The organism is Rhodopirellula sp. J20-39 (genome assembly GCF_057365095.1).
The window spans coordinates 4,309,136-4,331,981 of sequence record NZ_CP195123.1 but is presented as its reverse complement, the minus strand read 5'-3'; the positions used below and the strand labels follow the sequence as shown (position 1 = coordinate 4,331,981).

18 protein-coding genes are annotated in these 22,846 nt (G+C 53.9%); 9 read left to right on the top strand and 9 right to left on the bottom strand.

Translation table 11 applies throughout. The features are described 5' to 3' along the window. Positions 1–131: 131 nt before the first annotated feature. Both ACR3ZL_RS15760 and ACR3ZL_RS15755 read right to left on the bottom strand, forming a co-directional pair. The gene (locus ACR3ZL_RS15760; protein ID WP_473652163.1) at positions 132–1,541 is read right to left on the bottom strand and encodes a sulfatase; all 1,410 of its coding nucleotides are present in this window, start codon (positions 1,539–1,541) and stop codon (positions 132–134) included. Continuing rightward, a complete protein-coding gene (locus ACR3ZL_RS15755; RefSeq protein ID WP_473652164.1) occupies positions 1,541–3,019 on the bottom strand; it encodes a sulfatase in 1,479 nt (492 codons plus the stop codon). The genes ACR3ZL_RS15760 and ACR3ZL_RS15755 overlap by 1 nt, the downstream gene beginning before the upstream one ends. 1,196 nt (positions 3,020–4,215) lie before the next feature. On the opposite strand from ACR3ZL_RS15755, the gene ACR3ZL_RS15750 reads away from it, so the two are divergent. Then, entirely contained in the window at positions 4,216–4,668 is a 453-nt protein-coding gene (locus ACR3ZL_RS15750; protein ID WP_473652166.1) for a hypothetical protein, read from the top strand. Between the two features lie 164 nt (positions 4,669–4,832). On the opposite strand, the gene ACR3ZL_RS15745 is transcribed toward ACR3ZL_RS15750, so the two are convergent. The 4 genes from ACR3ZL_RS15745 to egtD all read right to left on the bottom strand — a co-directional run bounded on the left by ACR3ZL_RS15745 (position 4,833) and on the right by egtD (position 9,089). Next, the gene (locus tag ACR3ZL_RS15745) at positions 4,833–5,678 is read right to left on the bottom strand and encodes a DUF1353 domain-containing protein (RefSeq protein WP_473652167.1); all 846 of its coding nucleotides are present in this window, start codon (positions 5,676–5,678) and stop codon (positions 4,833–4,835) included. A gap of 66 nt (positions 5,679–5,744) precedes the next feature. After that, positions 5,745–5,960 (bottom strand): BON domain-containing protein, encoded by a 216-nt coding sequence (locus ACR3ZL_RS15740; RefSeq protein ID WP_473652168.1) that lies wholly within the window; start codon positions 5,958–5,960, stop codon positions 5,745–5,747. 676 nt (positions 5,961–6,636) lie between these two features. Continuing rightward, positions 6,637–7,980 (bottom strand): ergothioneine biosynthesis protein EgtB, encoded by a 1,344-nt coding sequence (gene egtB / locus ACR3ZL_RS15735; protein ID WP_473652169.1) that lies wholly within the window; start codon positions 7,978–7,980, stop codon positions 6,637–6,639. A gap of 137 nt (positions 7,981–8,117) precedes the next feature. Continuing rightward, positions 8,118–9,089, bottom strand: coding sequence for an L-histidine N(alpha)-methyltransferase (gene egtD / locus ACR3ZL_RS15730; protein ID WP_473652170.1), 972 nt, complete (start codon positions 9,087–9,089; stop codon positions 8,118–8,120). Positions 9,090–9,334: 245 nt separating this feature from the next. Between egtD and ACR3ZL_RS15725 the strand changes: the two genes are divergently transcribed. After that, positions 9,335–9,904, top strand: a complete 570-nt coding sequence (locus ACR3ZL_RS15725; RefSeq protein WP_473652171.1) for a carboxymuconolactone decarboxylase family protein — start codon at positions 9,335–9,337, stop codon at positions 9,902–9,904. Between the two features lie 78 nt (positions 9,905–9,982). Here the strand turns inward: ACR3ZL_RS15725 and ACR3ZL_RS15720 are convergent, their stop codons facing one another. Beyond that, positions 9,983–11,170: an endo-1,4-beta-xylanase gene (locus tag ACR3ZL_RS15720; RefSeq protein ID WP_486172760.1), complete on the bottom strand. Its 1,188-nt coding sequence runs from the start codon at positions 11,168–11,170 to the stop codon at positions 9,983–9,985. Between the two features lie 184 nt (positions 11,171–11,354). Next, positions 11,355–12,857, bottom strand: a complete 1,503-nt coding sequence (locus ACR3ZL_RS15715; RefSeq protein ID WP_473652173.1) for a sulfatase — start codon at positions 12,855–12,857, stop codon at positions 11,355–11,357. A 330-nt stretch (positions 12,858–13,187) separates the two neighbouring features. Here ACR3ZL_RS15715 and ACR3ZL_RS15710 point away from each other — a divergent pair, with 330 nt between their 5' ends. From ACR3ZL_RS15710 to ACR3ZL_RS15690, 5 genes are all read left to right on the top strand, one after another. Then, complete coding sequence (locus tag ACR3ZL_RS15710) at positions 13,188–13,703, top strand: sigma-70 family RNA polymerase sigma factor (RefSeq protein ID WP_473652174.1); 516 nt, start codon at positions 13,188–13,190, stop codon at positions 13,701–13,703. A gap of 13 nt (positions 13,704–13,716) precedes the next feature. Continuing rightward, positions 13,717–14,466, top strand: a complete 750-nt coding sequence (locus ACR3ZL_RS15705) for a sigma-70 family RNA polymerase sigma factor (protein WP_473652175.1) — start codon at positions 13,717–13,719, stop codon at positions 14,464–14,466. Further along, entirely contained in the window at positions 14,463–16,019 is a 1,557-nt protein-coding gene (locus ACR3ZL_RS15700) for a FecR domain-containing protein (protein ID WP_473652176.1), read from the top strand. Before ACR3ZL_RS15705 ends, ACR3ZL_RS15700 begins: the two co-directional genes overlap by 4 nt. Positions 16,020–16,270: 251 nt before the next feature. After that, positions 16,271–17,764, top strand: coding sequence for a sulfatase (locus ACR3ZL_RS15695; protein WP_473652177.1), 1,494 nt, complete (start codon positions 16,271–16,273; stop codon positions 17,762–17,764). 224 nt (positions 17,765–17,988) lie between these two features. Next, complete coding sequence (locus ACR3ZL_RS15690) at positions 17,989–19,233, top strand: DUF1559 family PulG-like putative transporter (protein WP_473652178.1); 1,245 nt, start codon at positions 17,989–17,991, stop codon at positions 19,231–19,233. Between the two features lie 35 nt (positions 19,234–19,268). On the opposite strand, the gene cls is transcribed toward ACR3ZL_RS15690, so the two are convergent. After that, the gene (gene cls / locus ACR3ZL_RS15685) at positions 19,269–20,705 is read right to left on the bottom strand and encodes a cardiolipin synthase (RefSeq protein ID WP_473652179.1); all 1,437 of its coding nucleotides are present in this window, start codon (positions 20,703–20,705) and stop codon (positions 19,269–19,271) included. 270 nt (positions 20,706–20,975) lie between these two features. On the opposite strand from cls, the gene ACR3ZL_RS15680 reads away from it, so the two are divergent. Together ACR3ZL_RS15680 and ACR3ZL_RS15675 are read left to right on the top strand one after the other, a co-directional pair. Beyond that, entirely contained in the window at positions 20,976–21,233 is a 258-nt protein-coding gene (locus tag ACR3ZL_RS15680; RefSeq protein WP_473652180.1) for a DUF542 domain-containing protein, read from the top strand. Positions 21,234–22,028: 795 nt separating this feature from the next. Next, on the top strand, positions 22,029–22,808 hold the full coding sequence (locus ACR3ZL_RS15675; RefSeq protein ID WP_473652181.1) for a helix-turn-helix transcriptional regulator: 780 nt from the start codon (positions 22,029–22,031) through the stop codon (positions 22,806–22,808). The last annotated feature ends 38 nt before the right edge of the window (positions 22,809–22,846 follow it).

Genomic DNA, 22,846 nt, shown 5'->3' with positions numbered 1-22,846 from the left:
TTCATGACGAGTAAGCGGAACGCACCTCGACGCACCTGAGCACGTTGGCTGGACCGTGGCAACGAATGCTCTTCCGAGACTCGGTCAGGTGAGACGTTTTGAATACGAAGACATTGTAGCCGCTTGTTTGATCAAGGATACTTTCGCTCTTGAGCTCGCGTCTTGACGCTCATTTGATGCTTTTTCACCTGGAAGTCAGACCACTTTTTGCCTTCGGTCCACTTCGGCGGGGCCAGTTCGGATTCCCAATTGGCTAAACGCTGTCGCATGAGTTGCACCTGTTCCGGGTGTTGCGACGCAAGATCGTTTCGTTCTTCAGGATCGGATGCGAGATCAAATAGCAGGTCAGTATTCCCTTCCACACGAATTAGTTTCCAGTTGCCGATTCGAACCGCCGCTGCTACGCCTCGACGCCAATAAAGGGCATCGTGAGGTTGCCCGTGGTTCCGTCCATCGATGTACGGCAACAAATTGACGCCATCCAGCGGCAGCCCGTGATAGGTAGCACCGGCAGCGGCCAGTGCGGTCGGCAGAATGTCTAGAGTACTGATTGGTTTGTCGAATGTTTCGTTCGCTGGCAAAGATCGCGGCCACGTGAGACTGAAGGGAACGCGGATGCCGCCTTCCCACTTAGATCCCTTCATTCCTCGGTAACGTCCGTTGTCCGAACCGTTGTTGGTCGCGCCGCCGTTGTCGTTGGTGAAAACGATCAGGGTGTCTTGATCAAGTTTTTGATCCACCAAGGTTTGACGTAAAACTCCAACTCCGTCGTCGATCGATTTGATCATTGCCGCGTAGGTGCGACGTTTCGAGTCGGCGATCGTCTTGTAGTGTTCTTCGTCCGCTTCCTTGGCTTGCATCGGAGTGTGCGGGGCGTTGTAAGCCAAGTAGATAAAGAAGGGTGACTCGCGATGGGATTGGATGAACTTGGTCGCGGCATTGGTTAGGTCATCGGTCAGGTAGGTCACCTGCGATTCGGGTAGCAGTTCGTCCGCGTTAACTTGGATTCGTAAACTTGCTTTCGTAGCGTCCTGGGGCGCGTCCTTGTAAGCGTAATAGCTGCGATGCCCCGATTCGAATGCGAACACGTCATCGAATCCACGCTTGATGGGATCGAAACGATCACCGCCGCCCATGTGCCATTTACCGATGCAACAGGTTCGATAACCAGCGTCCTGGAATGCGTTGCCGATTGTACGTTCTTCGGCAGGTAGTCCCATGTCCTCTCGAGTAAAACCGTTCGCGGGGATAGTGAAGTTATTGAACTCGTGACCAAACCGCTGCTGATAACGGCCAGTCAGAATTCCGGCTCGAGACGGACAGCACACCGATGCAGTCACGTAGGCGTTGCTGAACTGGACGCCGTCTCGCATCAACTGGTCGATGTTGGGTGTGCGGATCTGTTCGCACCCGTTGATTCCTAAGTCGGCGTAGCCCATGTCGTCAGTCAGGATGACAATGACGTTAGTGTGTTCTGCGTTGACGGTTTGCCACGTGGCAATCCAAGTCAATGCGACTAGCAAAAACTCGAAGCGTCTCATTAGGCAGCGTCTTTCGTTGGGGTCTTTGGGGCTTTGTTGCGGCGTTTATTAGGAGACTGCTTCTTTGGGCTGTCGCTGGCAGACTCTTTGAAGTTGGGGTTCAGCTTGGTCGGAACGGGGGCTCCGGTGTCGAGACGCCATTGCTTGAGCAGTGCATGAAGCTGGGAGGCCTTTTCGGGCATTGTTGAGGCCAAGTTTTGCTGCTCGCCTAGATCGGCATCGAGATCATAAAGCTCAAGACGTCCATCTTCGAAATACTCATGCAGCTTCCACTTTCCCAAACGCATTGCGGAACCAGGCCGCGTGCGGAATAGCGGGTCATGCGATGATGACTTGCTGCCGCTGTATGACTGCAAGTAGATGGGGAAGTGCCAAAACAAAGCTCGCTCTTGCAGATCGCCAGATTGGGTTAACAGCGGCATCAAGCTAAGACCATCCAAAATCTTATCCTTGGGCGGGGCGATTGCGGCAGCGTCCAAGAAGGTTGGAAAGAAGTCCACTCCGGTCACCGGGACATCGCACGTGGTGCCAGGGGCAACCTGCGCAGGCCAGCGAACGACCATCGGTTCGCGGATGCCACCTTCAAAGTAAGAGCCTTTACCGCATCGGTATGGGGTTTGGTCGGAATAGTCCAGGTGACCGCCGTTATCAGACGAAAACAGGACCAGCGTGTTTTGCGACAATCCTAAAGCTTTTAGCTCGTCGAGAATTTTGCCGATGCCCTGGTCCATTTTTTCGACCATTGACGCGTAGGTCGCATGCACGTCTTTGTTCTGATACTTCTCGACAAGACCGGGGACTGGTTCGAGCTTGGTGTGGACGGAGTAGTACGCCATGTGCATGAAGAAAGGCTTCGATTGATTCGTCCGCATGAACTGGATTGCTTGATCGGCGAAAATATCGACGCGGTGTGTCTTGTCAGGATACTGGTCGTTGAAAGACGTCATTGAACCGCGTTGAAACGGCGTGAAGTATCCGCCAGCAGGGCCGCCGGAGGTGCCGCCCCCAATATTGACGTCAAATCCTTGCTTCGTAGGATCTTTGCCTAGGTGCCACTTTCCCAAGTGGATGGTCTGGTAACCGGCATTCTGGAAAGTATTCGCGATAGTCAGATTGTCGAGCTGCAGTAGTTCAGTGTTCTTGATCGGAATCAGCTTGCGGTCACGGGAAGCTCCTCGCGACGAAGATCCCACGGTGTAAACGCCGTGACGCGGTCCGTATTGTCCTGTCATCACGCACGCTCGGCTGGGAGCACAGTTAGCCGATGCGGCGTAGGCGTTGGTGAACCGCATCCCCTCGGCACCTAATGCATCGATGTTAGGGGTGTGGTAGCGGGGATTGTTGTAGCCAACATCCATCACACCCAAGTCGTCCGCATTGATGTAGATGACGTTGGTCCGCGGCGAATCGGCACCCACTGCGACAGGGCTCGAGGTGGCAAACGAAAGTGCGACTACAGCAGCAATGTACAGTTTCATAGCTATTAATTTCCTGGTGACGCACACCCGAGAAAGAGCTCATTATGAAGCCTTTCAGTGCGTCGTGTTTCGAGATGATGTTCAATAGTCTAACTCAATCCAGTCCGCGCGTTCCGAGTGGGCTTTCGTCTGGGCAAAGCGAAAGTTGCCGTGACTACCGACCTCTGCGAACGGCTCCGCTTTTAGCGTGAATGAATCGTTTCGCACGCTTGTTCTCATTGAATTTCATGGAAGCCTTTGGCGGGCTGGACTCGTTAAAGAAGAGAAACTCGCCCTGCTTGGTCGGCCTCGTCTTTTCTCGGAAAAACGTGCCAATGCGAAGAATGCAGCGCCTTAGCGTCGGGCTTCACTGATTGGTCTTTGGATCGCCAGACGTCGTGACGCATGGCGAGTTGGTGGCGGCGGTGGGGTGTCGTGTTTGGTTACCGAGAGCTGCCCGCGAATAAGTGCGCACATGTGAGCAACCAAATGGCCAATTGCGCAGATTATGGGCATGTGATCATTACAGGAAAACGATTTCTTGGAGCAGTGAGTACGCAAACTACGGGACTTTAGAATGGGTTCATTTTAATTAAATGAATTGGCACGGTGATTGCGAAAGCACGTTAGACAGTCCACCAAGGAAGGGGGGCGTAATTGTTCTTTTGCAGGAACATGCGAAGGCTGGGTCGGTTGTCGTCCTTTGGGATAGCAGCGACACAGGTTACACGGATGTCATAGTTGTTAACAACTAAGTCGTGATCACGAGGGGCAGCCACAAGGGGCAGTCACAAGTGGGCAGCACAGCCAGGTCGCTCAGTGTGACGGTAAGTAGCCGCGGGGCAGCGCTACTTATCGTCGCCTGAGCGGACTGGATTTGTGTTTTGATCGCGCACTTAAACAATCCGATCCGCCAAGCGAAAACGCTGGAACTGAGACAGCGCTGAAATTGAAACACACCGCAGTGCTCTGGCGCACGCGTTTGCATTTATGGGGCGTCGCGAAACGAACACGGCGGTTGCTGAAAGCCCGGTTGTTGAAGGCAAGTTCGCTGAGGGCAAGTGCACTGAAGCGCCGGTCGTTCGAACTTAGTGAAACAAATCAGCCGGTTTCAAGCGAAGTCAGAGCGGATTGAGATGTGTGTTCTTGCGGAACAGTGATTCGTTGGAGCTTACGAATCTTATCTACAAGATGATTTGCAATAGTTTGATCGAACGATGAGCGAGATAGTGGAAGCCGAACATGATGAACCAGCGGCAGCACCGAACACCTTTTGGGGAGATGTTTGGGCGTCCTTTCAGGCGATGCCGACTTGGGTGCAAGTTTGGGTCGCTCTTATCTTGACACCGATGAATCTGGCCAGCTTTCTGTTTCTGGACCAACCAACGGGCAGCTTGATTGCGTTGCTAGTTGCCATCGCAGTGGTGCCCAATATCCCAATCGTGGTTGCCGAACGTGGCTTTTCGAAATTGCTGTCGATCCCGCACTTGCTGCCAATGACCTTGCTGGTCGCTTTGTTGATCTTTGCACGACCGAAGGGCTCGAGTGCTTACAATTTGTACCTTTGGGGGCTTTTGATCGTCGACGGTATCTCATTGGTGTTTGACTACCCGGACGCGTTCAAATGGTTGCTTGGTGACCGAGAGGTCAAGGGCTCTCGCAAGCGTTAACTCACCAGGACAACCTAACCGCGTGTCGCTTATCGCTAAGTCGATTAGCCTCTCGCGGGCGGATGTTGCTAAGGCGACATCACGCCCGAATGCGAGTTCTTAAACAAGCTTGCCAACCAGAAGGAGCTTCACCCGCTGGCGACCACCGGGTAACTGCGAGTGCTCTAAAAGTTCGACCAAGGTTGCTCGCGTTGTTGCGGCATTGCGGCCGAGTCGACTCGATTGGTTTGATCGTTACGGCCCCTGTATCGTGACTGTTGATCAGCTTGCTGGTGTAGCGTTGAAGGCTGAGCTGTCGATGTTTGCATAGGCACAACCGAGGTTTGATCACCTGTCGGCTGAGGCATTCGGTTTCGATCGCCTCGCCGTGGTCGTCGGTGTAGTTTTTCGCGGTCCAGAGTTCGCATTTCAGTCGCCGTTGGATTTTCTTCGGCGACGAAGTCAACGACTTGAGCGAGTTCCTCTGCCGTTGGGAGCTCGGGTTGAAACTGTGCGACCTGTCGACCCTTGCAATTGCGTTTAACCGTGACGTGATTGAGGTTCTCGACCATTGGGACTTCCGCTTCCGACACGGGTTCCCAACGGGGGCCGAAATGGTAAACGGCGTAGTACATGATCTTCGCTTGGTTGATATCCACGCCGCCGCTCAAGCACGCCTGATAGAACATTTGATGGACGTCTTCCCAGGGCTCGGACATCTCGTCGCAATAGACGTCGTGTACGACCGACGCGTTGCGATACTTACCCTCAAAGGGGCCACCAATCAGCGACCAAAATGCGGCGGGAATCGAAGCCCCGTCGACGACAGATCCTGCCGGGGCGTCCCATCGTTTGTTCGTCGAATCGATAAAGCTAATTGGTTGAATGAGCGTCATTTGCCGCCCGTCGGAGCCCCATTGGGCGATCACGTCGCCCTCGAACTGGCCGAGATCTGTAAAGGTAGGCGTTGGTGTCTGGCCGCATCCGACCAGTAACAAGAAGGCAAAACCAAGGGGGGCAATACGTGGCATCCAATTCCTCGTAGTTAATGGTTGTGGTTTCGGTTGTGTCTTGGTTCAGCGACCGACTTCCTTTCGCTAAACGGGACTCTCAACAACAGTGTCATTATGGACGACCAAAACACCGGGAACCGTACGGGCTACCGCAGTCGCCATGGATCGGTCGTTCGCGTTGGGAACGCTGCCACTGAGGCGAATTTCGCGGTTGCTTGCCACGGTTTGCACCGAGGTGAATTCGAATCGCTCGAGGCAGCTTTGTACTCGGCGTTGCAATTCTTGGTCGTCTGGCTTCATCGTATCTCTGTCTATCATGATGGAATTGGTCACTCTTCACCGCTGCGGTCGGCCAATCGTTAACTAACACGTTGTCAGCTAAGGATCGATGTGGCCGGCTGCCTTACCCAGCGATGACAAGCCTGGGAGACCCAGGTGTGTCGATAGCAACGCTATCTGGTGGGATGTTCATCAGGTCTTCGAGACCGTCAGTCATCCCTTTCTACATGCGTATTTCATGCTCAGGCGGGGCCATGAACTTTGACCAATTCCAACAATTTCAGCCTCAATCTCCGTGACGACTGGATATTTACGAAGCGACGCAAGTTCGCTCCATCTGAAATACAGGCGTTGGGCGAATGAGGCAAGATAGAATCGGTCGAGGAAACTCCACCGCTATGCCACTCGAGAAGAAGTCTGCGATCGTGACGCCGAAACGAGACCGATACAGCCGATCTTCATCGCGAGTGGGTGTCGAAGTGGATGACGCTGCGGTCAGCATGGCCGATTAGAAGCAAATTAGACCAGCCCTCGAATTCGAATTTTCATGCATTTTTCAGAGCAATTTCCCGTTTTATTAAAACGCATCGGAAAAGATAACGCCTTGCGCATAAACCAAATTGACACTTTGACGGCATGCTGTTTTACGCCTGAAAAAATGCATTGCATTCGCAAGAGCTAGTCGAAGTTTCACGGCCTAGTTTGCTAGGCGAATGCCGCTGAATTGCCATCGAGTCGACGCTGGGAAGAAGTTTCGGTACGTGGTGCGAATATGGCTGCTGTGTGTCGCCACACTGCCACCTCGCAGGACGTGTTGGTCGCACATGAACTTGCCGTTGTATTCGCCCACCGCGCCGGCCGGCGGTCGGTACCCGGGATAGCCTAAGTAACTGCTTGATGTCCATTGCCAGACGCCGCCGCAGAATCCATCTGGGGATCTTGTGGGATGGATTGCGAACTGATTGTCGACAAGCCAATCCACGAAAGGCTCCTGTACCGCGGGCTCCTTGACCGCGGGCTTCTGTACCGCCGTCTCCCGGGTCACAGGTTTCCGGGGCACAGGCTCCTTGTCGGCGAGTTCATGATCGGCAGGCTTCCTGTCGGCCATCGAAATCTGAATTGCCGCTATCTCCCATTCGAACTCCGTCGGCAGTCGTTTTCCACGCCAACGAGCATAGGCATCGGCCTCGAAGAAGCTGACATGTGTAACAGGCGAATCCAGATCGAGCGGGTGTAAGCCAGCGAGCGTGAACTGCATCATTTCACCATCGACTTCTCGCCAATACATAGGGGCTTGCCAATGATTCTCCTGAACTGCAGACCAACCCATCGACAGCCAATATTCGGGACGGTCGTAGCCACCGGCTTGAATGAACTCGAGGTAGTCACCGCAGGTTACGAGTGCTGAATCAACGGTGCAGTCATGAAGGTAAACCTTGTGTCGCGGTGATTCATTATCAAAGGCGAAGCCAGAACCCTGATGCCCGATTTCGTACAACCCTGCATCGATGGAGATCGCATCGTTATGCGATGAACGATGCGTTGGATCGAAAGGAAGGTCTTGAAACTTCGGCGATGTCGGATTGCACGACAAAGCATGCTTAATGTCAGTCAGGATCAATTCTTGGTGCTGCTGTTCGTGCTGGATACCGACCTGAACAAGCCCAAAGTACTTGTCGACGAATTCGGGGTTTTGTAATCGCTCCACAAGTTGCTGGTTGACGTATTGGCGGTAGCCCAGGATCTGATCCAATCCAGGTCGGGAAATCAAACCGCGTTGGCTACGCGGGTATTGATCGCCGATCGTGTTGTAGTACGAGTTGAACAGATAGTTGAATTGTGGATCGAATGACTGATAGCCAGATTGTTCGCGAAGGATGAATGTTTCGAAGAACCATGTCGTATGGGCCAAGTGCCAACGCGTGGGGCTGGCATCTTCCATCGACTGAACCATGCAATCTTCGGCCGACAATGGCTGAACCAGGTTTTCGGTGAATTGGCGGGCAGCCAGAAATGCTTCGGCAATCGAATCAGTTGTCATGGGCGATCTATTACTTTGTTCGGATCGTTAAGAACGGACCGGCGAACATGGGAGTTTGTGCAGGCAGGTCCGAAATCGATCGCTCAATTGCGACCGATGCTATGGAGCTTGCCGCGCCGGAGGGTTGTATGCAGAAATCAAACCGAACGAGATTGCGAGCCATCAAGAACAAGGTGCAGCACGCCGAAATAGTTGCGATGATCGGTCCAATGCTTGTGCAAATTGAACCCAAATTGGGACGCGAATTCGGCGAATCCATCAATCGTGTATTTATGTGAATACTCCGTTAGGATCGTTTCGCCTCGGTGGAAACTGATTGTCGTATCGCCAATCTGAACCTGCTGATCGCGCCGGCTAACGATCGAGATTTCAACACGGTGCTGTTTTGGGTTGTAGATCGCCCGATGTTCGAAGTCGTCGAGTTGGAAGTCGCCGTCGAGCTCTGAGTTGATTCGCGTTAGCAGATTCAGATTGAACTCCGCCGTGATACCCTCCTCATCGTTATACGCCGCTTCGATGATCGAGGTTGGCTTTTGTAGATCGATGCCGATTAGGAGTCCACCTTGTGATCCCAGCATTGACGACATGAACTCAAGCAACTTGCCCGCCTCCGCTGGAGTGAAGTTGCCGATGGTTGATCCAGGGAAATAGAGTGCGACATGTGAATGCGGATGCTCGGCTTCTGGCAACGAGAAGGTCTTTGTAAAGTCGGCGACAACCGGCAAAATTTCGGTGTCCGGATAAGCGGTTCGCAATCGCTCGGCGGTTTTCAGCAAATGGTCTTCGGAAATATCGATGGGCACATAGGCGGTCGGGGATTCAAGTGCGTCCAACAGAATCCGCGTTTTCGTGCTGCTACCGCTTCCGTATTCGACCAACATCACGTCCGTCCCAATTTGTCCGGCGATCGACTTTGCATTACGACGCATGATGTCGAGCTCGGTCCGTGTCGGGTAATACTCTTCAGTTTCGCAAATCTGGTCGAAAAGGCCCGACCCGTGTTCGTCGTAAAGGTATTTGCAGGGCAACGTTTTTCTCGGACTCGATAGACCGACCAACACGTCGTTCAGGAAAGTGTCGGTGGCTGTATCGTTGGCGGCCAAAGTCATTCGTTTGCCTGCGTGGTGGGAAGCGGTGGTCTAGCGAGGAACAATTCGGTTCTAGCAATTCGCATGCCTTCCAAAACGAATATGCCAGGTTCGTGACAGAAGGCGGAAGTTTCGCCGGAAACTCTATTGTTGCATGTAAGGCAAGTCTGATGGGGTGGTATACCGAGCATCAAGCTTGTCGTCCCCGACAATGATCTAAAACGTTGATTGCTAAACGATCACCCGTTCCGCACTAGGAAAACCCAATGACCGATTTTCAAACACATACCATCGACAGTGCTCCCGAAGACAGCAAGCCAATGCTTGAGAAGAGTAAGCAAGCTTACGGGATGGTTCCTAACCTTCACGCGATCATGGCCGAGTCGCCAGCATTGTTGGAAGCGTATCGCACGGTGGCTTCAATCTTCGACAATAAGACCGATCTGTCGGCAACGGAGCAACAGATTATTGCGATGACCAACAACCGACTGAACGGCTGCGAATATTGCATGGCGGCTCACACATCCATCATGCAAGGAGCGAAAGTTCCTGAAGACGTGATCACGTCCCTTCGCGAAGGCACGCCGATCAAGGATCCGAAGCTGGAAGCTCTGCGGGTATTTGCCGAAAAGGTGAACCAGTCGCGCGGCTGGCTTGACGACGGTGACGTGGAAGCCCTGCTCGAAGCTGGATACACGAAGAAGACTGTTTTAGAAGTGGTTGTAGGAACCGCTTACAAGGTCTTGTCGAACTACACTAATCACATTGGTGGGACGGAGCTTGACAAAGCGTTTGCAAAAAATGAATGGCACGCGGAATCGCAGCCAGCGGGCTGATTTAGCCCGCGTCCAAATTCGTCGCTGGTGATTTTGCTTGGCAAATCGAACGCAACCGCAAAGCTAAATTGACGGTTGCTATTTGCTGAAGTTCATCAGTTCACGCTGCACCGCGTAGTACGAAGGCTTGGCGTTCCCATCGTCATCGAAAAGGGTGCCTCTTAGTTCGCCACGCTTGGTATCGGAGTCACGCATCTGCCAAGCGTTCCAGGTCACGACTCCGTTTTCGCTGTGTTGGAGCAAAGTACGAATGATTGCGGCGAAGGTAGCGGCTTGTGCGTCAAGATCCGCTTGCGTGTTGCCGTCTCGCATCCAGACGGTGTTTTCAGTCACATGAAATTCCAGATCGCGAGAGTGTGCCCATCGAATCAATTGATTCAGTTGTTGCATGTTCTCGGATGACTTTTCGAACCCCGAATCAATGTGACCTTGCCAGCCAATTCCATCAACGCGGACGCCGCTGTCTTGTAGATATTCGACGGTGGCGCAAACCTTCTTCCATGCTGCCGGTTCCATACCGCCGTGCTGGTTGTAGAGAAGCTTTACGTTGGGGGCGTGTTGATTGGCGATCTCAAACGCTTGCTTGATGTAGAGCGGGGGACGCAGTGAATGGCTTTCGTCAAAGCCAATTTGGGTCCACGGGTTTTGCCATTTCCCGACGCCTTCTTTCGGGCCAAACCACTCACCTTGTCGCGTAACAGTCTCGTTGACCACGTCCATCCATTTCACCGGTTTGCGGTTACCGTAGCGGGTGCACACCGCTTGGATATACTCTTGCATCACCTGTTGCAGTTCTTGCGGTGTGCGGTGATCTTCTTCCGCCCATGCGGAGCACTGTGGACTGATGCAGGCATGCAAACGCATTGTCTGGCCGCGTTCTTCACAACGGTCCACCCACGCATCTGCTTTCTTCCAATTCCATTTTCCAGGTTCGGGATGAATGGCGGTTTGCTTGAATGCATTGGCCGGCGTGATGAATCGATACTCGCGATTTGCGATCGTTTCTGCGGACGATCCTAGCATTGGGAACGAGATCGATCCGCCGACTAGCAGCGGTGCGGATCCGTCACTTGTTTTGATGTTGCAAAGTCGTGGGCCCTGCGGTGTGTCCAATGCAGGTAACTGGATGGACGCTCTCTTGTTCCGTTTCTGCTTTCCAGTAGCACGCTTTCCTTCTTTCGCGTTGGCAGTCCCGGTGGACAAGAGAACCAGCCCGGCCAGGAAAAGTATTGCGAGCGGATGACGTTTTGCGTGATTGATCAACACAGTTCAAAGCCTCTGCGGACGGTCGGTAATGGACGGATCAGCCGTTATTGGCTGCATCGTTACTTCCCGCAAACCGCGGATGTTTGCAAATAATCCGAGAGTCTTTGACCAAAGACTTGATGTTCCATTGATCAGATCGCGTGGCGAGCAATCGGTTGCACGATCATCCGATTAGGTTATCGATCTACTTGTCGTTTTTTGCCATCGCCTTGCGGTCCATCCGCCGGTTCAGTTCAGCCAATCCTTTGGCTCGCAGGTTTCCGATGTTTGATTCGGTTTCCAAGAGCGTTTTTAGCATCTCTGCCGTTCGTTCCGGCATTTTGGCGGCGAGGTTATGACGCTCGCTGATATCACTTCCCAGATCGAACAGTTCGGTCAAGTCTTCGTCGATCCATTGGACAATCTTGTAGTTGCCGTCAATCATCGAGATGGCTCGAGTGTCGCCGGTGCTATCGGGACGTGCTTGCCACTTGTACCAGAACATGGGACCTCGCTTGTAGGGTTCGCCACGCAAGGCTTCGATGTAACTGCTGCCGTCGACATGTTGTTTCGGAAGCAGCGGCGCACCAGCAAGTTCAAGCATCGTTGGGTAGTGGTCGGTCCCTGTTACCTGAGCTGACGAAACGGTCCCCTTGGAAACATGCTTTGGCCATTTGACGATCAAGGGAACACGTGTGCCACCTTCGAAGATCGAGCCCTTGCCTTGCCGTAGTGGCGCGTTCGAGGTTGCCAGTGCTCGCTTGTTATCCAAACCGCGTGTGGAGAGTCCACCATGGTCGGACGTTAAGATGATCGCCGTGTTTTCGGCGACGCCAGCATCCTGAAGGGCCTGCATAATGCGTCCTAGCGATTCATCTGTCTTTTCGATCATGGCGGCATACGCCGGATTGTTTTGAATCGTTTTGGTAACGCCTTGTCGGTCCGTCACTAAATCAGTATCCGTCCGCTTTCCGCCCACTTCCACTCCGGACTTGCGAAGTTTGCGTTGATACTTCTTCGTCGTCTCTTCAGGAGCTTGAATGGGTGTGTGCACGGCGTAGTGAGCCATCACTAGTAAGAACGGAGCGTCTTGGTTAGCCTCCACATATTCAACCGCCTTATCGGTCAAGCGATCGGTCAAGTAGTCGCCCTCTTTGCCGTCCACGGGGTTGACAACCGAATGGCCTTTTTCCGTCGGAAACGGGTAGTAGTAGTCCCCGGTCGCTCCTGCGGAACCGGCATGAACAACTGTTTCGAACCCTTGCGCGGATGGATCGCCGCCGTCTTTGCCGAGATGCCATTTTCCGATGTAGCAGGTTCGGTACCCTTGATCTTGAAGGGCCTCGCCAAAGGTTGTTTCGCTAAGCGGGAGATGATGCTTGTGATTTCCCGATTCGATTGACTCGTTTTCAATACGGCTAGGATATTTGCCAGACAACAAGCCCTGCCGCGACGGCACGCAGCGGGGATAGGCGGCGTAGGCGTTGGTGAACCGCATTCCCTCGGAAGCGAGTCGATCCATGTGCGGCGTTTCGTAAAGCGTGCTTCCATAACAAGATAGGTCGCGTTGTCCAAAATCGTCGACAAAGAACAGCACGATGTTGGGGCGTTCGTTCTCGCCGGCCGGTGTGTCCTGGGCGAACCAACAACCTGTCAACACTGTGATGGACAACACAGACAGAACGAGCTTGCTATGGTTGTGGATCATTTTGGTGTATCGGTAAGGAACTGGAAATTATGGACGCTTAGATGGCATGGCCAGAATCGGCAAGCCGATGGCGTCAGCCGGATCGGAGCTGGACCAAGAGACTCTTCCAGGATACCGGCGGATGTTTGCAGGGAATTTTAAAAATTTTCAAGAATGCACGACAACGTGTGGTTTGACTGGTCCGGTCGTCTGACGCCAAATCGTGTTCGATCCACGGCCAGACCGTCTTCAATCCAGGACCAAACTGAGTTCGATCCAGGGTAAGATCAATAGATCGAGAAACTTTCGCGTTTGCGTGTAACCAACCGTGTCCCTTTGGTATTGAAATAGATGACGAGGCAATCTGACAACGAGTTCGATGATCTGCTGACCCGTCATCAACGACAATTGCTAGGGTTCATTATCTCGATGTTAGGTGATCGTGGAGCTGCCCGAGACGTGCTGCAAGAGACCAACCGAGTGTTGCTGGAAAAGCGAGCTGACTTCACAATCGGAACGAGCTTTTCAGCCTGGGCAACGAAGGTTGCGAAGTTTCAAACACTGGCTTGGTTGCGAGACCAGAAACGTAAAAACATGATCCCAACCCCTGAAATTATTGAGCTTTTTGGTGAGGAGGCATGCGTCTTGTCCGAGACCGATGACGAGCTAAGGCAGGCTGCTTTGATTGAATGTTTGAACGCGTTGCCCCAAGAACAACGCGAACTAATCCGGTTGCGGTATCGTGAATCACTATCATTGAGCGAGATTGCTGCGCGGACTGGAAAGACCGACAACGTACTGAAGCAACAGTTGTTTCGCATTCGCAAGACAATCGCCCAGTGCGTTGAGTCTCGGTTGGAACCATGATGGGAGCGAGGCGATGACCGAAAGCCCTGATGACCGAACCGCCGACGAAATTCAGCGGCTGGTTTCCGATGCGTTGGAGGATGCACGCGACGGTCAACTCGACCCGAAGCAACTTTCTGAGCTGCGTCAATGGCTGTGCAGCGATTCGAACGCCCGAAAAGCGTTCTTGGATCACCAACACGTGTGCCACCAAATTGCCAGCATCATGGTGGCGGAGGATGAGGAGACCGATTTGCCTAGTACCGTGTCGACTCTCACATCTTCGGTATCGGACGTGGTGCGGTACATCGCTCTGATGCAACCGAAGTTGCGGGCGTACATTCGTTCGATCGTTTTCAATCCATCCGACGTGGATGATATCTTGCAGGACGCTGCCGTAATCGCGATTGAGAAGTCGGATCGTTACGATCCTTCTCGGTCGCTGGACGCGTGGGTTTTTGGGATCACCAAAAATCGCATCTTGAAGTATTTGGAGAAGCAGAAACGCCAGAAGCTGTGCTTTTCAACTGAGTTTGTGGAGGCGATCACGGATGCGGCCGCGTCGGAACCAGATAGTCGTGATGCACTGGAATCGCTGAAAGGTTGCTTGGATAAACTTGAAGACAAGAATCGCAGCTTGCTCGTTCGGCGTCACCAGCCCGGTGTGACGTCAAGGGATTTGGCCCGCGAAATTGGATACACGGACAGTCGAATGAGTCGCATGCTGAACTCGCTTTATGCCACTGTGATGCGGTGTGTCGAAAACAAACTGGTGGACGCATGAATGAAACGACTGCACCCAGTGAATTACTCGTCTTATGCGGGAAAGTTCGCGACGATGAACTGACGCCAGATGAGATGGCGAGGCTGGAGCAGATCGTCCTTTCGGATCGTGAATCACTTGATTTCTATCGCCGATTCATGGCGGTTTGTTCGGGAATGGAACAGACCGCACGGCTAGAGAATGATGCGGTTCCGGAATCGTTTTCAGACATCGAGATTCCGGGTGTCGGCGAAGCCGCTTCGGCGACGGGATCCTCTTCGGGCGATGATGTCCTTCGGGAATACGTGGCAACACCCCAATCGATTCCACCGGCTCACAAGGAACGCAGTCGTTCCGTTGTCGCGGTGGTTGCTTCCTTCGCCGCGGTTGCGGCCTTGTTTGCCTTCGCAGTCTTCAATATCGGTCTGGGACCAACGGCTGAATCGTATGCCAAGCTTGACGGTTCCATGCAAGCAATTTGGAACGTAACGAATTTGGATGCCGACTTGGTGCCGCGGGTCGGTGAGCCTATGCAAACGCGTTCGTACTCGCTGGTCAGTGGCGGGGCACGCATTCGTTACGACAATGGTGCTGAGCTATTGGTGCAGGCTCCGGCGGAATTTTCGATCGAGGCTCCGGCTCAGTGCACGCTGGCGAAAGGTTCGTTGACATTGTACGTCCCGCCGGACGCTACTGGATTTCGTGTGTTGACCCCCAATGGAGATGTGATTGATCACGGGACCCGAATCGGAATCTTTGTCGATGACGAAAGCGGACTTGAGGTGAGCGTGTTCGAAGGACGCGCTGAGGTGGTGCCGTTGGACAGCGTAGCTACGGATGACGACACGGACCCCGAGTCGAACGATTCTAGAACGCGTCACACTAGCGTGATGCTCGGTGTGGGCGAGGCAGCATTCGTTGCCAAAACCACCGGCAAGGTCACTCGATCGACAGCGAAGAAAACGTATTTCGCCGAATCGATGGACTCGATTCAGGGTTTGCCCTCGGTATCAGGCGATGTGGAGTTGCTGGTTGCGCCACCGCGGTCGGTACGACGCTTCCGTAGTGAATTGGTTGATGTGGGCCGAGCGACTATCTTCGCCGAGCAGTCGGACGTTCAGTTAGAAGACGATGTCGCGGTGACGTTTTCCGAACCAGGAACACATGTCCGTTTGCAATCGCATGACATTGTGGTTTCGGCCGGCGAGCGTGTGGACAGTTACATGGTGCACCTCGCCATGCCTCGTAAACTCCGGCCGGGCGATGAATATCTCACCGCTTCGGGAACCCTCGAATTCACTCGGCCAATAGTCGGCGTATTGACCTTCGAGCCTTCGCGGTTGGGTGATTTGTTGGGCAATCCCGAAACCGATTACCCGCGTGGAAAAGACACCGGTTTAGAGGACACGAATGCTGGCGATACGACGGTGAATGGGGCAATGGCTTCAGATCGGCTAACACTCAGCGACGATCGAAAGACACTGAAATTCAAGCTAAGTGTGCGAGGTCGCATCGCTGCCGAACAATTGGATTTCATCGATCAATTCCGAATCCTGGTCAGCTCGAAAGACTAAGGATTTTCTTCCCAACCCGGCAAACTAAAGCGAACCGGTAAGCAATCCGATTGCCCCCTGTGGCCCTGTGGCCCTGTGGCCCTGTGGCCCTGTGGCCCTTCCACAATTCCTGCAAGATTTGTCGCAAACTTTCCGGACACCACGGGAAGAACTCTCTGAAAACCACCGTTCAAGCCTTTCGTGTTCATCAACGAACGAGAGGCCAGTCACGATGAACGCGTCAGCCGAGCTTTCCATGGGAAACAAATCGAATGCGACAACCAAACCCACTTCCGGCGTCAGCCCCCGACAACAAGTACATCAGGTCTCACGCTCGGCTTCGCGCGATGACGCTGCTGTTGGGAGCCCTCTTTTTGACGTGTGGGTTTCTATCCGCTCCGGCACGCGCCGCGGACTCTGCCAAACCTCAAAACGTTTTGTTTCTCGCCGTTGATGATCTGAAACCGGTCTTGGGGTGTTACGGCGACACGGTCGCGATCACGCCATCGATCGATAAGCTTGCGCGTCGAGGGACCGTCTTTCTGAACGCCCAATGCCAATGGCCTGTTTGCGGTCCTTCTCGCGCAAGTTTGATGACTTCGTTGCGGCCGGAAGCTGTCGGCGTGATGAACTTGCGAACGGACATGCGAGCGAAAAATCCCGATGTTGTTACGTTGCCACAGCATTTCAAGAACAACGGTTACATCACCGCTGGTGCGGGCAAGATTTACGATCCACGGTGCGTCGATAGCAAGCAAACGCTGGACGTGTCCTCTTGGTCGATCCCGTTCGCGAAACTACCTCACGGAAAGATTCAGTTCGGCGACGCCAAACAAGTTGTGCTGGCTCCTGAGGTAGACGACGAGGATCTAACCGACGGGCAAATCCGGCTTAGTGGTATCGAGCTGCTGCACCAGGTCCACGAGACCGGCAACCCGTTCTTCCTTGCGGTGGGATTTAAGAAGCCGCACTTACCATTCATTGCTCCTAAAAAGTACTGGGATCTGTACGATGCCGATCAGTTCTCACTGGCCAGTCACCAAGGTGGCATCCGGAACGCGAGTGGCTATTCGATCCACAATAGCTCCGAATATCGCGGCTACGAGGGAGTACCGAAAGACGGAGAAATCCCCGCGGATCTGCAGCGTCAGAGTCTTCACGGGTACTACGCGTGTGTTTCGTACATCGACAAGCAAATCGGTCTTCTGATCGACGAACTTGAGGCGCTTGGTTTGTCGGATTCGACCACGATCGTTCTTTGGGGCGACCACGGTTTTCATCTAGGCGACCATGCGATGTGGGGTAAGCATTCGACGTTGGAACAGGCCGCACGGGCACCGCTCGTGATTTGCCCGGCTTCGGGAAAGGCAGTCGCAACGACGACCGCACCGGTCGAGTTCACAGACATCTATCCGACACTGTGTCAGCTCGCGGGGCTTCCTTATCCAGAAGATCTCAATGGTCGAAGCTTGCTGCCTCTCGTTCGAGGTGCCAGTGATCGCGTTCGCGACGGTGCGATGACCGTTTTCAAAAGCAAAGGTTCCATTGGGTATTCCTATCGCAGCGAGCGGTACCGATACACGGAATGGATCAACAAGACCGGCAAGACCGTCGCCACCGAGCTGTACGATTATCAGTCGGATCCAAACGAAACGACTAATTTTGCAGACAATCCCGAGTACGCCACGGTGCGATCCCAGCTCGCAAAGCAGCTTCGGTCCGACAGCCAAGGCTGTAGCCGGCTGATGCTGTCAGCCGGTTCCTGAGTAGGCGGAACGCTACCGGTTGTCTCGTAGCGTCAGGTAGTTCAGAAGCGAGTCCCCGGTGCATTCATTAAGTAACCGCCGGAGAAGACCCAATGATCAAAATTCGCGGTTTTTTCAGAAAACACTGCAAACAATTGGGCCGGACGGGAAATACCTCACAGCCACCTGGCATTGATTGTGCGGTGTACTGAGAGTTTGAAAATCATTCCCCACGGAGTTTTGAGATGAATAAGAGTATTCCAAATTGCGGTTTCACCTTGGTGGAGCTCCTGGTTGTGATCGCGATCATCGGCGTTTTGGTTGGACTGCTTTTGCCTGCGGTGCAGGCCGCACGCGAAGCGGCACGTCGGATGAGTTGCAGCAATAATTTCAAGCAGATCGGTCTTGGGATTCACAACTACCATTCGGCTTACAAACAACTGCCCCGACACAAAGCGGGCACCAGCGGATTCGCCAGCAATAGCGGTAGCGGTTTGTCTGGCCTGGATTGGGCGGCAAGTTCGAACGGAAAGAACAACGAAGAACTCAGCCTTCTGGTAGGGCTGACCCCATTCGTCGAAGGCCAAGCACTTTGGGAACAAATCAGCAATCCCATCGGCACGACCTATCAAGCGATGGGACCAACGCCAGATGTGGGTGCTTACGAGCCTTGGAATGTCAACATTCCTACGCTGCGATGCCCCAGTGACCCTGGGGTGGGGCTGCCAGCATTTGGCCGAACGAATTATGCCGCGTGCTTGGGTGACAGCCCGTACCGTGGTTCGGCCGGACCGACGAAATCGAACCTGGCACGCACCAACGATCCGGCTCAATACACTCGTGCCTCGCAGCGAGGTGTGTTCGTGCCACGTCAAAGTACGGCGTTCCGCGATATTCTCGACGGACTGGCCAACACGATCATGGCCGGTGAAATCGCCACGGATTTGGGCGACCGCGACACACGAACGAATCCGAAGGTTGGTTTCGACATTGGCGGTGACACGCCGGCCAATATCAGCGACGGCACTGACGCTTCCCGTCCTCAATTCTGGGCATCTGGAAGCGGGGCTCCGACCTTGCTGGCTGCCGGATCATCGGCCGAGGCCCGTGGTTATCGTTGGGCCGACGGGAATCCGGTTTTCACCGGCATGCATACGATCTTGCCGCCGAACTCGCCAACCGCTTTGGAAGGTGCACAGCCTGGTTCGGGCGACGGCAGCAAGTTCCATGGTGTTGCGGACAGCCACAGCGATCGGCATAGTACCGGTTTCTTGGCACCCAGCAGTCGTCACCAGGGCGGATGCCATGTGCTGATGGGCGACGGGGCGGTAAAGTTCATCACCGATTCGATCGACGCGGGATCAACGACAGTAAAACCGGTTAGAGAAGGGGGCTCCAACAAACTCGCTCCCGGCGCCCAAAGTTCTTACGGCTTATGGGGATCGCTCGGCACACGAGCTAGCCGCGAGGTCATCGAGTCGGAGCTGTAGGCAAGAACAGTCATTCGACAATAAGTTCGGGCCGATCAAAGGATCGGGCCGACGGTGGCGACGATGTTGTTCCAAACACGGTGTGTGTAGGACCATGAGCGAACGTCGGTGATAGTCACTGGATCGGATTGAGCGATGTAGTCCTGCTGCCGCTCGTGGATTGATTGAGTGACCTGTTCGTCCCGCAATAGAATGTCGTTTTCATAGTTCAGGTCGAAGCTGCGTAAATCGAGATTGGTCGAACCGACCAACGACAAAATTCGGTCGACCGTGAACGTTTTCGCGTGCAGCAATCCGTTACGGAACTCGTAAATCTTGACGCCGTGTTCGAGTAGTTGTTTGTAGTAGCTGCGACTGGCTGCGGCGACGATCCAGGAATCGTTGCGTTTGGGCACAACCATGGTCACGTCCACACCGCGAATGGCAGCGGCGCACATGGCATCCAAAACGGTTTGGTTAGGAACGAAGTACGGCGTTGAGATCACGACTTCTTTGCGAGCCAACGTCAACAAGGTTGCGAACATTTGCGGTGTAGCCCCATGTCGCTCGGTAGGGCCATCAGCGAACAGTTGCGCCGGGAATCCACCGCTGATTTCGCTGGCGGCGTTGGGAAATGCGAGCGGGATCTGATCGCCGCTGTTGAGCAGCCAATCGGACGCGAAGAGCAACTGGCACTGCGTCACGACCGGTCCTTCCAATCGCAACATGATGTCCACCCAAGGGCCATATTTGGCTTTCACCAGAAATTCAGGATCCGCACAGTTCTGGCTTCCGCACCAAGTGATCCGCCCGTCGATGACCGTGATCTTTCGGTGGTTACGTAGATCGATGCGACTGAACAAGATCGTGTCGACGACCCATTTGATCGGTAGTGCGACGGTCAGTTTAACGCCAGCCTCACGCATCTCACGCCAATATTTGGAGCGAACGAACCCGCGTGACCCGAGCCCGTCGGCAATCGCGTGACACTTGACGCCGCGGCGGGCCGCTCGGATCAGTGCCGATGCAACATTCCGGCCGGTGTTGTCGTCTAGCCAAATGTAATACAAACATTGAATGCTATCGGTAGCGTTGTCGATATCTTCCACCAAACGAGCTCGGGCAGTCGCAGCGTCTGGCATCAGTTCGCCTCGGTTGCCCGTCGTGGTGCCAAATCCGTCTACTGATGCGGCACGAAAGGCAGTTTGATATTCCCTCTCAACATGCCCATCCAGATTCCGCTCGCAACTTCCCATTGCAGCACCAGCGTTAGCACGCAGTTGGGTGAAGATCTCATCGTGACGTTGGTGCACGGTCCGGCCAAGACTGATCTCACCGAACAACAAGTAGATGACCACGCCAACATACGGCGCAAAAAGCATGACCAGGAACCATGCTAGCCGGGCGGCGGAGGAGAGATCATCTCGCAAGAGGATTCGCAATGAAAACAAGAACACGGTCAACGCGTGTGCAATTGCAAGTCCTTGGATCAACAAGACAGCAGCTTTTCGTCAAAGGGAGATCGGGCAGGTTGGCGGGACGACATCCTAACCTAACTACGCCTTTTTCGACTCCCCGTTGAATTGCGGACGCAAGCGAAGTTGGGCTGCGAATGGGGGGCGCTTCGCTTGTCTCGCGAGACCAGATATCCGGCGGGTGACGAAGGCTAGCAGGGACGGGCCGGTCCAACCGGGATAGAAGGCCGAGTGCGATCCGGAGTGCGTTGACACAAGCAGCTATTCGATCGTTGCTACAATTTGAGAATGCAGTGCGATTTAGATACAACGATCCCAGAGTGGATCATCGAGCATCCGGAAACAACGGTTGTGTTCAATCAATTTGAACTCGACGTCAGTTGCGGTGGCAAGTCACTTGGGTATGTCTGTCGTCACCAAGGGGTGAACCCGATGGACGTGCTGCTTCGCTTGCACGCTTTAATCAAGGCCAAGATCATTAAGGGCGAGGCCACCAACATCGAAGCCATCAACAATGGGAATCGCGTTGATGGCGAGAAAAACTGAATGCACGCGCACGACAACAGCATTCGTGCCGTACTCGATTAAGCTTACGTCAAGGCCAGCGACCGATGTCTAGCGGCCTAGGTTGGCTTTCGGACGCTTCGGCATTGGTCGAGTGCGTGATTTGGGGCGTTTCGCACCCCTCGAGCCGCTTGGCGAGCCGGGATTTTGGGGAACCAGCACAGTGTAGGTGAGACCGTGGTTGGTTTGGATAGTGACTGTGACATGCGACGTGCCAGTGAACACCGTGTTTTCCGTTGGGTAAAAGGATCGGAACGGGCAACAACCCAGTAGCGAGTTAATTGTTCTAAGCTCTAGATGCAAAAGTTGTGCCACCGAGCAAATTGCATCATAATTGGGCATCTGAGATTAAAGAACGTCAAGCCAAGTTGACGAAAGCGTCAACTCGACGCGACGTTATGTTCGTCCGCCAGAAGTTGCACGATTAACAACCAGAGTGCCAAAACGTTTGTCGCCGTGTTGAAATTTGATCTGCCTGTTCGTTTTTCGACATGTTCTCGAAGTGCCCATGATAAGTACCCGGTCGGCACGACCCGCGTTGCGAGTGTGTTGATTTGGCTCAGTCGGGATGCGCGTTTCCGTAGCACCTACGCATGGATGCAGCGACGGAGCTAGCGGTGCACAACGTGGCTTCGATTCAATCTTGAAAATGATCTGGGCTTGGAAAAATCTATATTTACTGGTATTCCAATCGGGGTAGGGTCCTAGCTGGAACGACGTCCACGTCATCGGAGCGATCCGGTTGTCCAGTAAGCTGGTTGTCCTTGGAGTAAGTCAATGAAAACCGAAGAAACGACACCACGGGACACGACGGTCGAGCCTAAAGCCAGCAAAGTGCCGACCGAGACACGGACCAAAGTTCCCAGTGATTCCTTGACGGACGGGTTCGTCGAGGCCGTTGAGAAGATCTACCAGACGGTAGCGGATTGTTTAGCCCGAAATGACCAGTTCGATCGAGCTGTCGGATCGGAGGAATTGGCTGTCTTCATCAAAGGTGGCGACGGTCGGCTGTTGTACACCAATCAAGCGTACGTCGACTTTTTCGCGAAGAATTGCGTGGTTGTTGGTCGGGTCGCCAACAGTTTTCTCGATGAGACGCTGTTTTCGGTGTCACAGGCATCCGACGATTTGATGTTTAAAGGTGCTGATCGAGTGTTCTTCGATCATTACGGAACGGACAACGAAGGTCGTACCTACCAGTTTCGAACTGGAAAACGGTCGCTGGTGAATCAGAAGAACCCGGGTGTCGCGATTTTAGGGGTGACCCAGTTCGTCCAACTGGTCGGGCTGGATGCGCATCCGATTGCCAGGAGCCGCTTTTTGGCACAGAAATGGGATCGTTTCCAGAAGCTCGACGAGCGTGACCGCGCGATCGCAGTCGCTCTTGCTCAAGGAGCTAGCTCAGCGGACATTGCCGCACAGCACAACATCACCAAGCGAACGGTCGAGAATCGTCGAACGCACATTCTGGAGCACGCCGGCTTTTCGACGCAACTCGAGTTGGCCAAGACTCTGGTGCGGTTCCAGGAAAACGGCTACGCCGATTTTCAAGTCTGAAACGAGCAGCGTGTCGAAGCTCGTGGCCGGTATCCGCG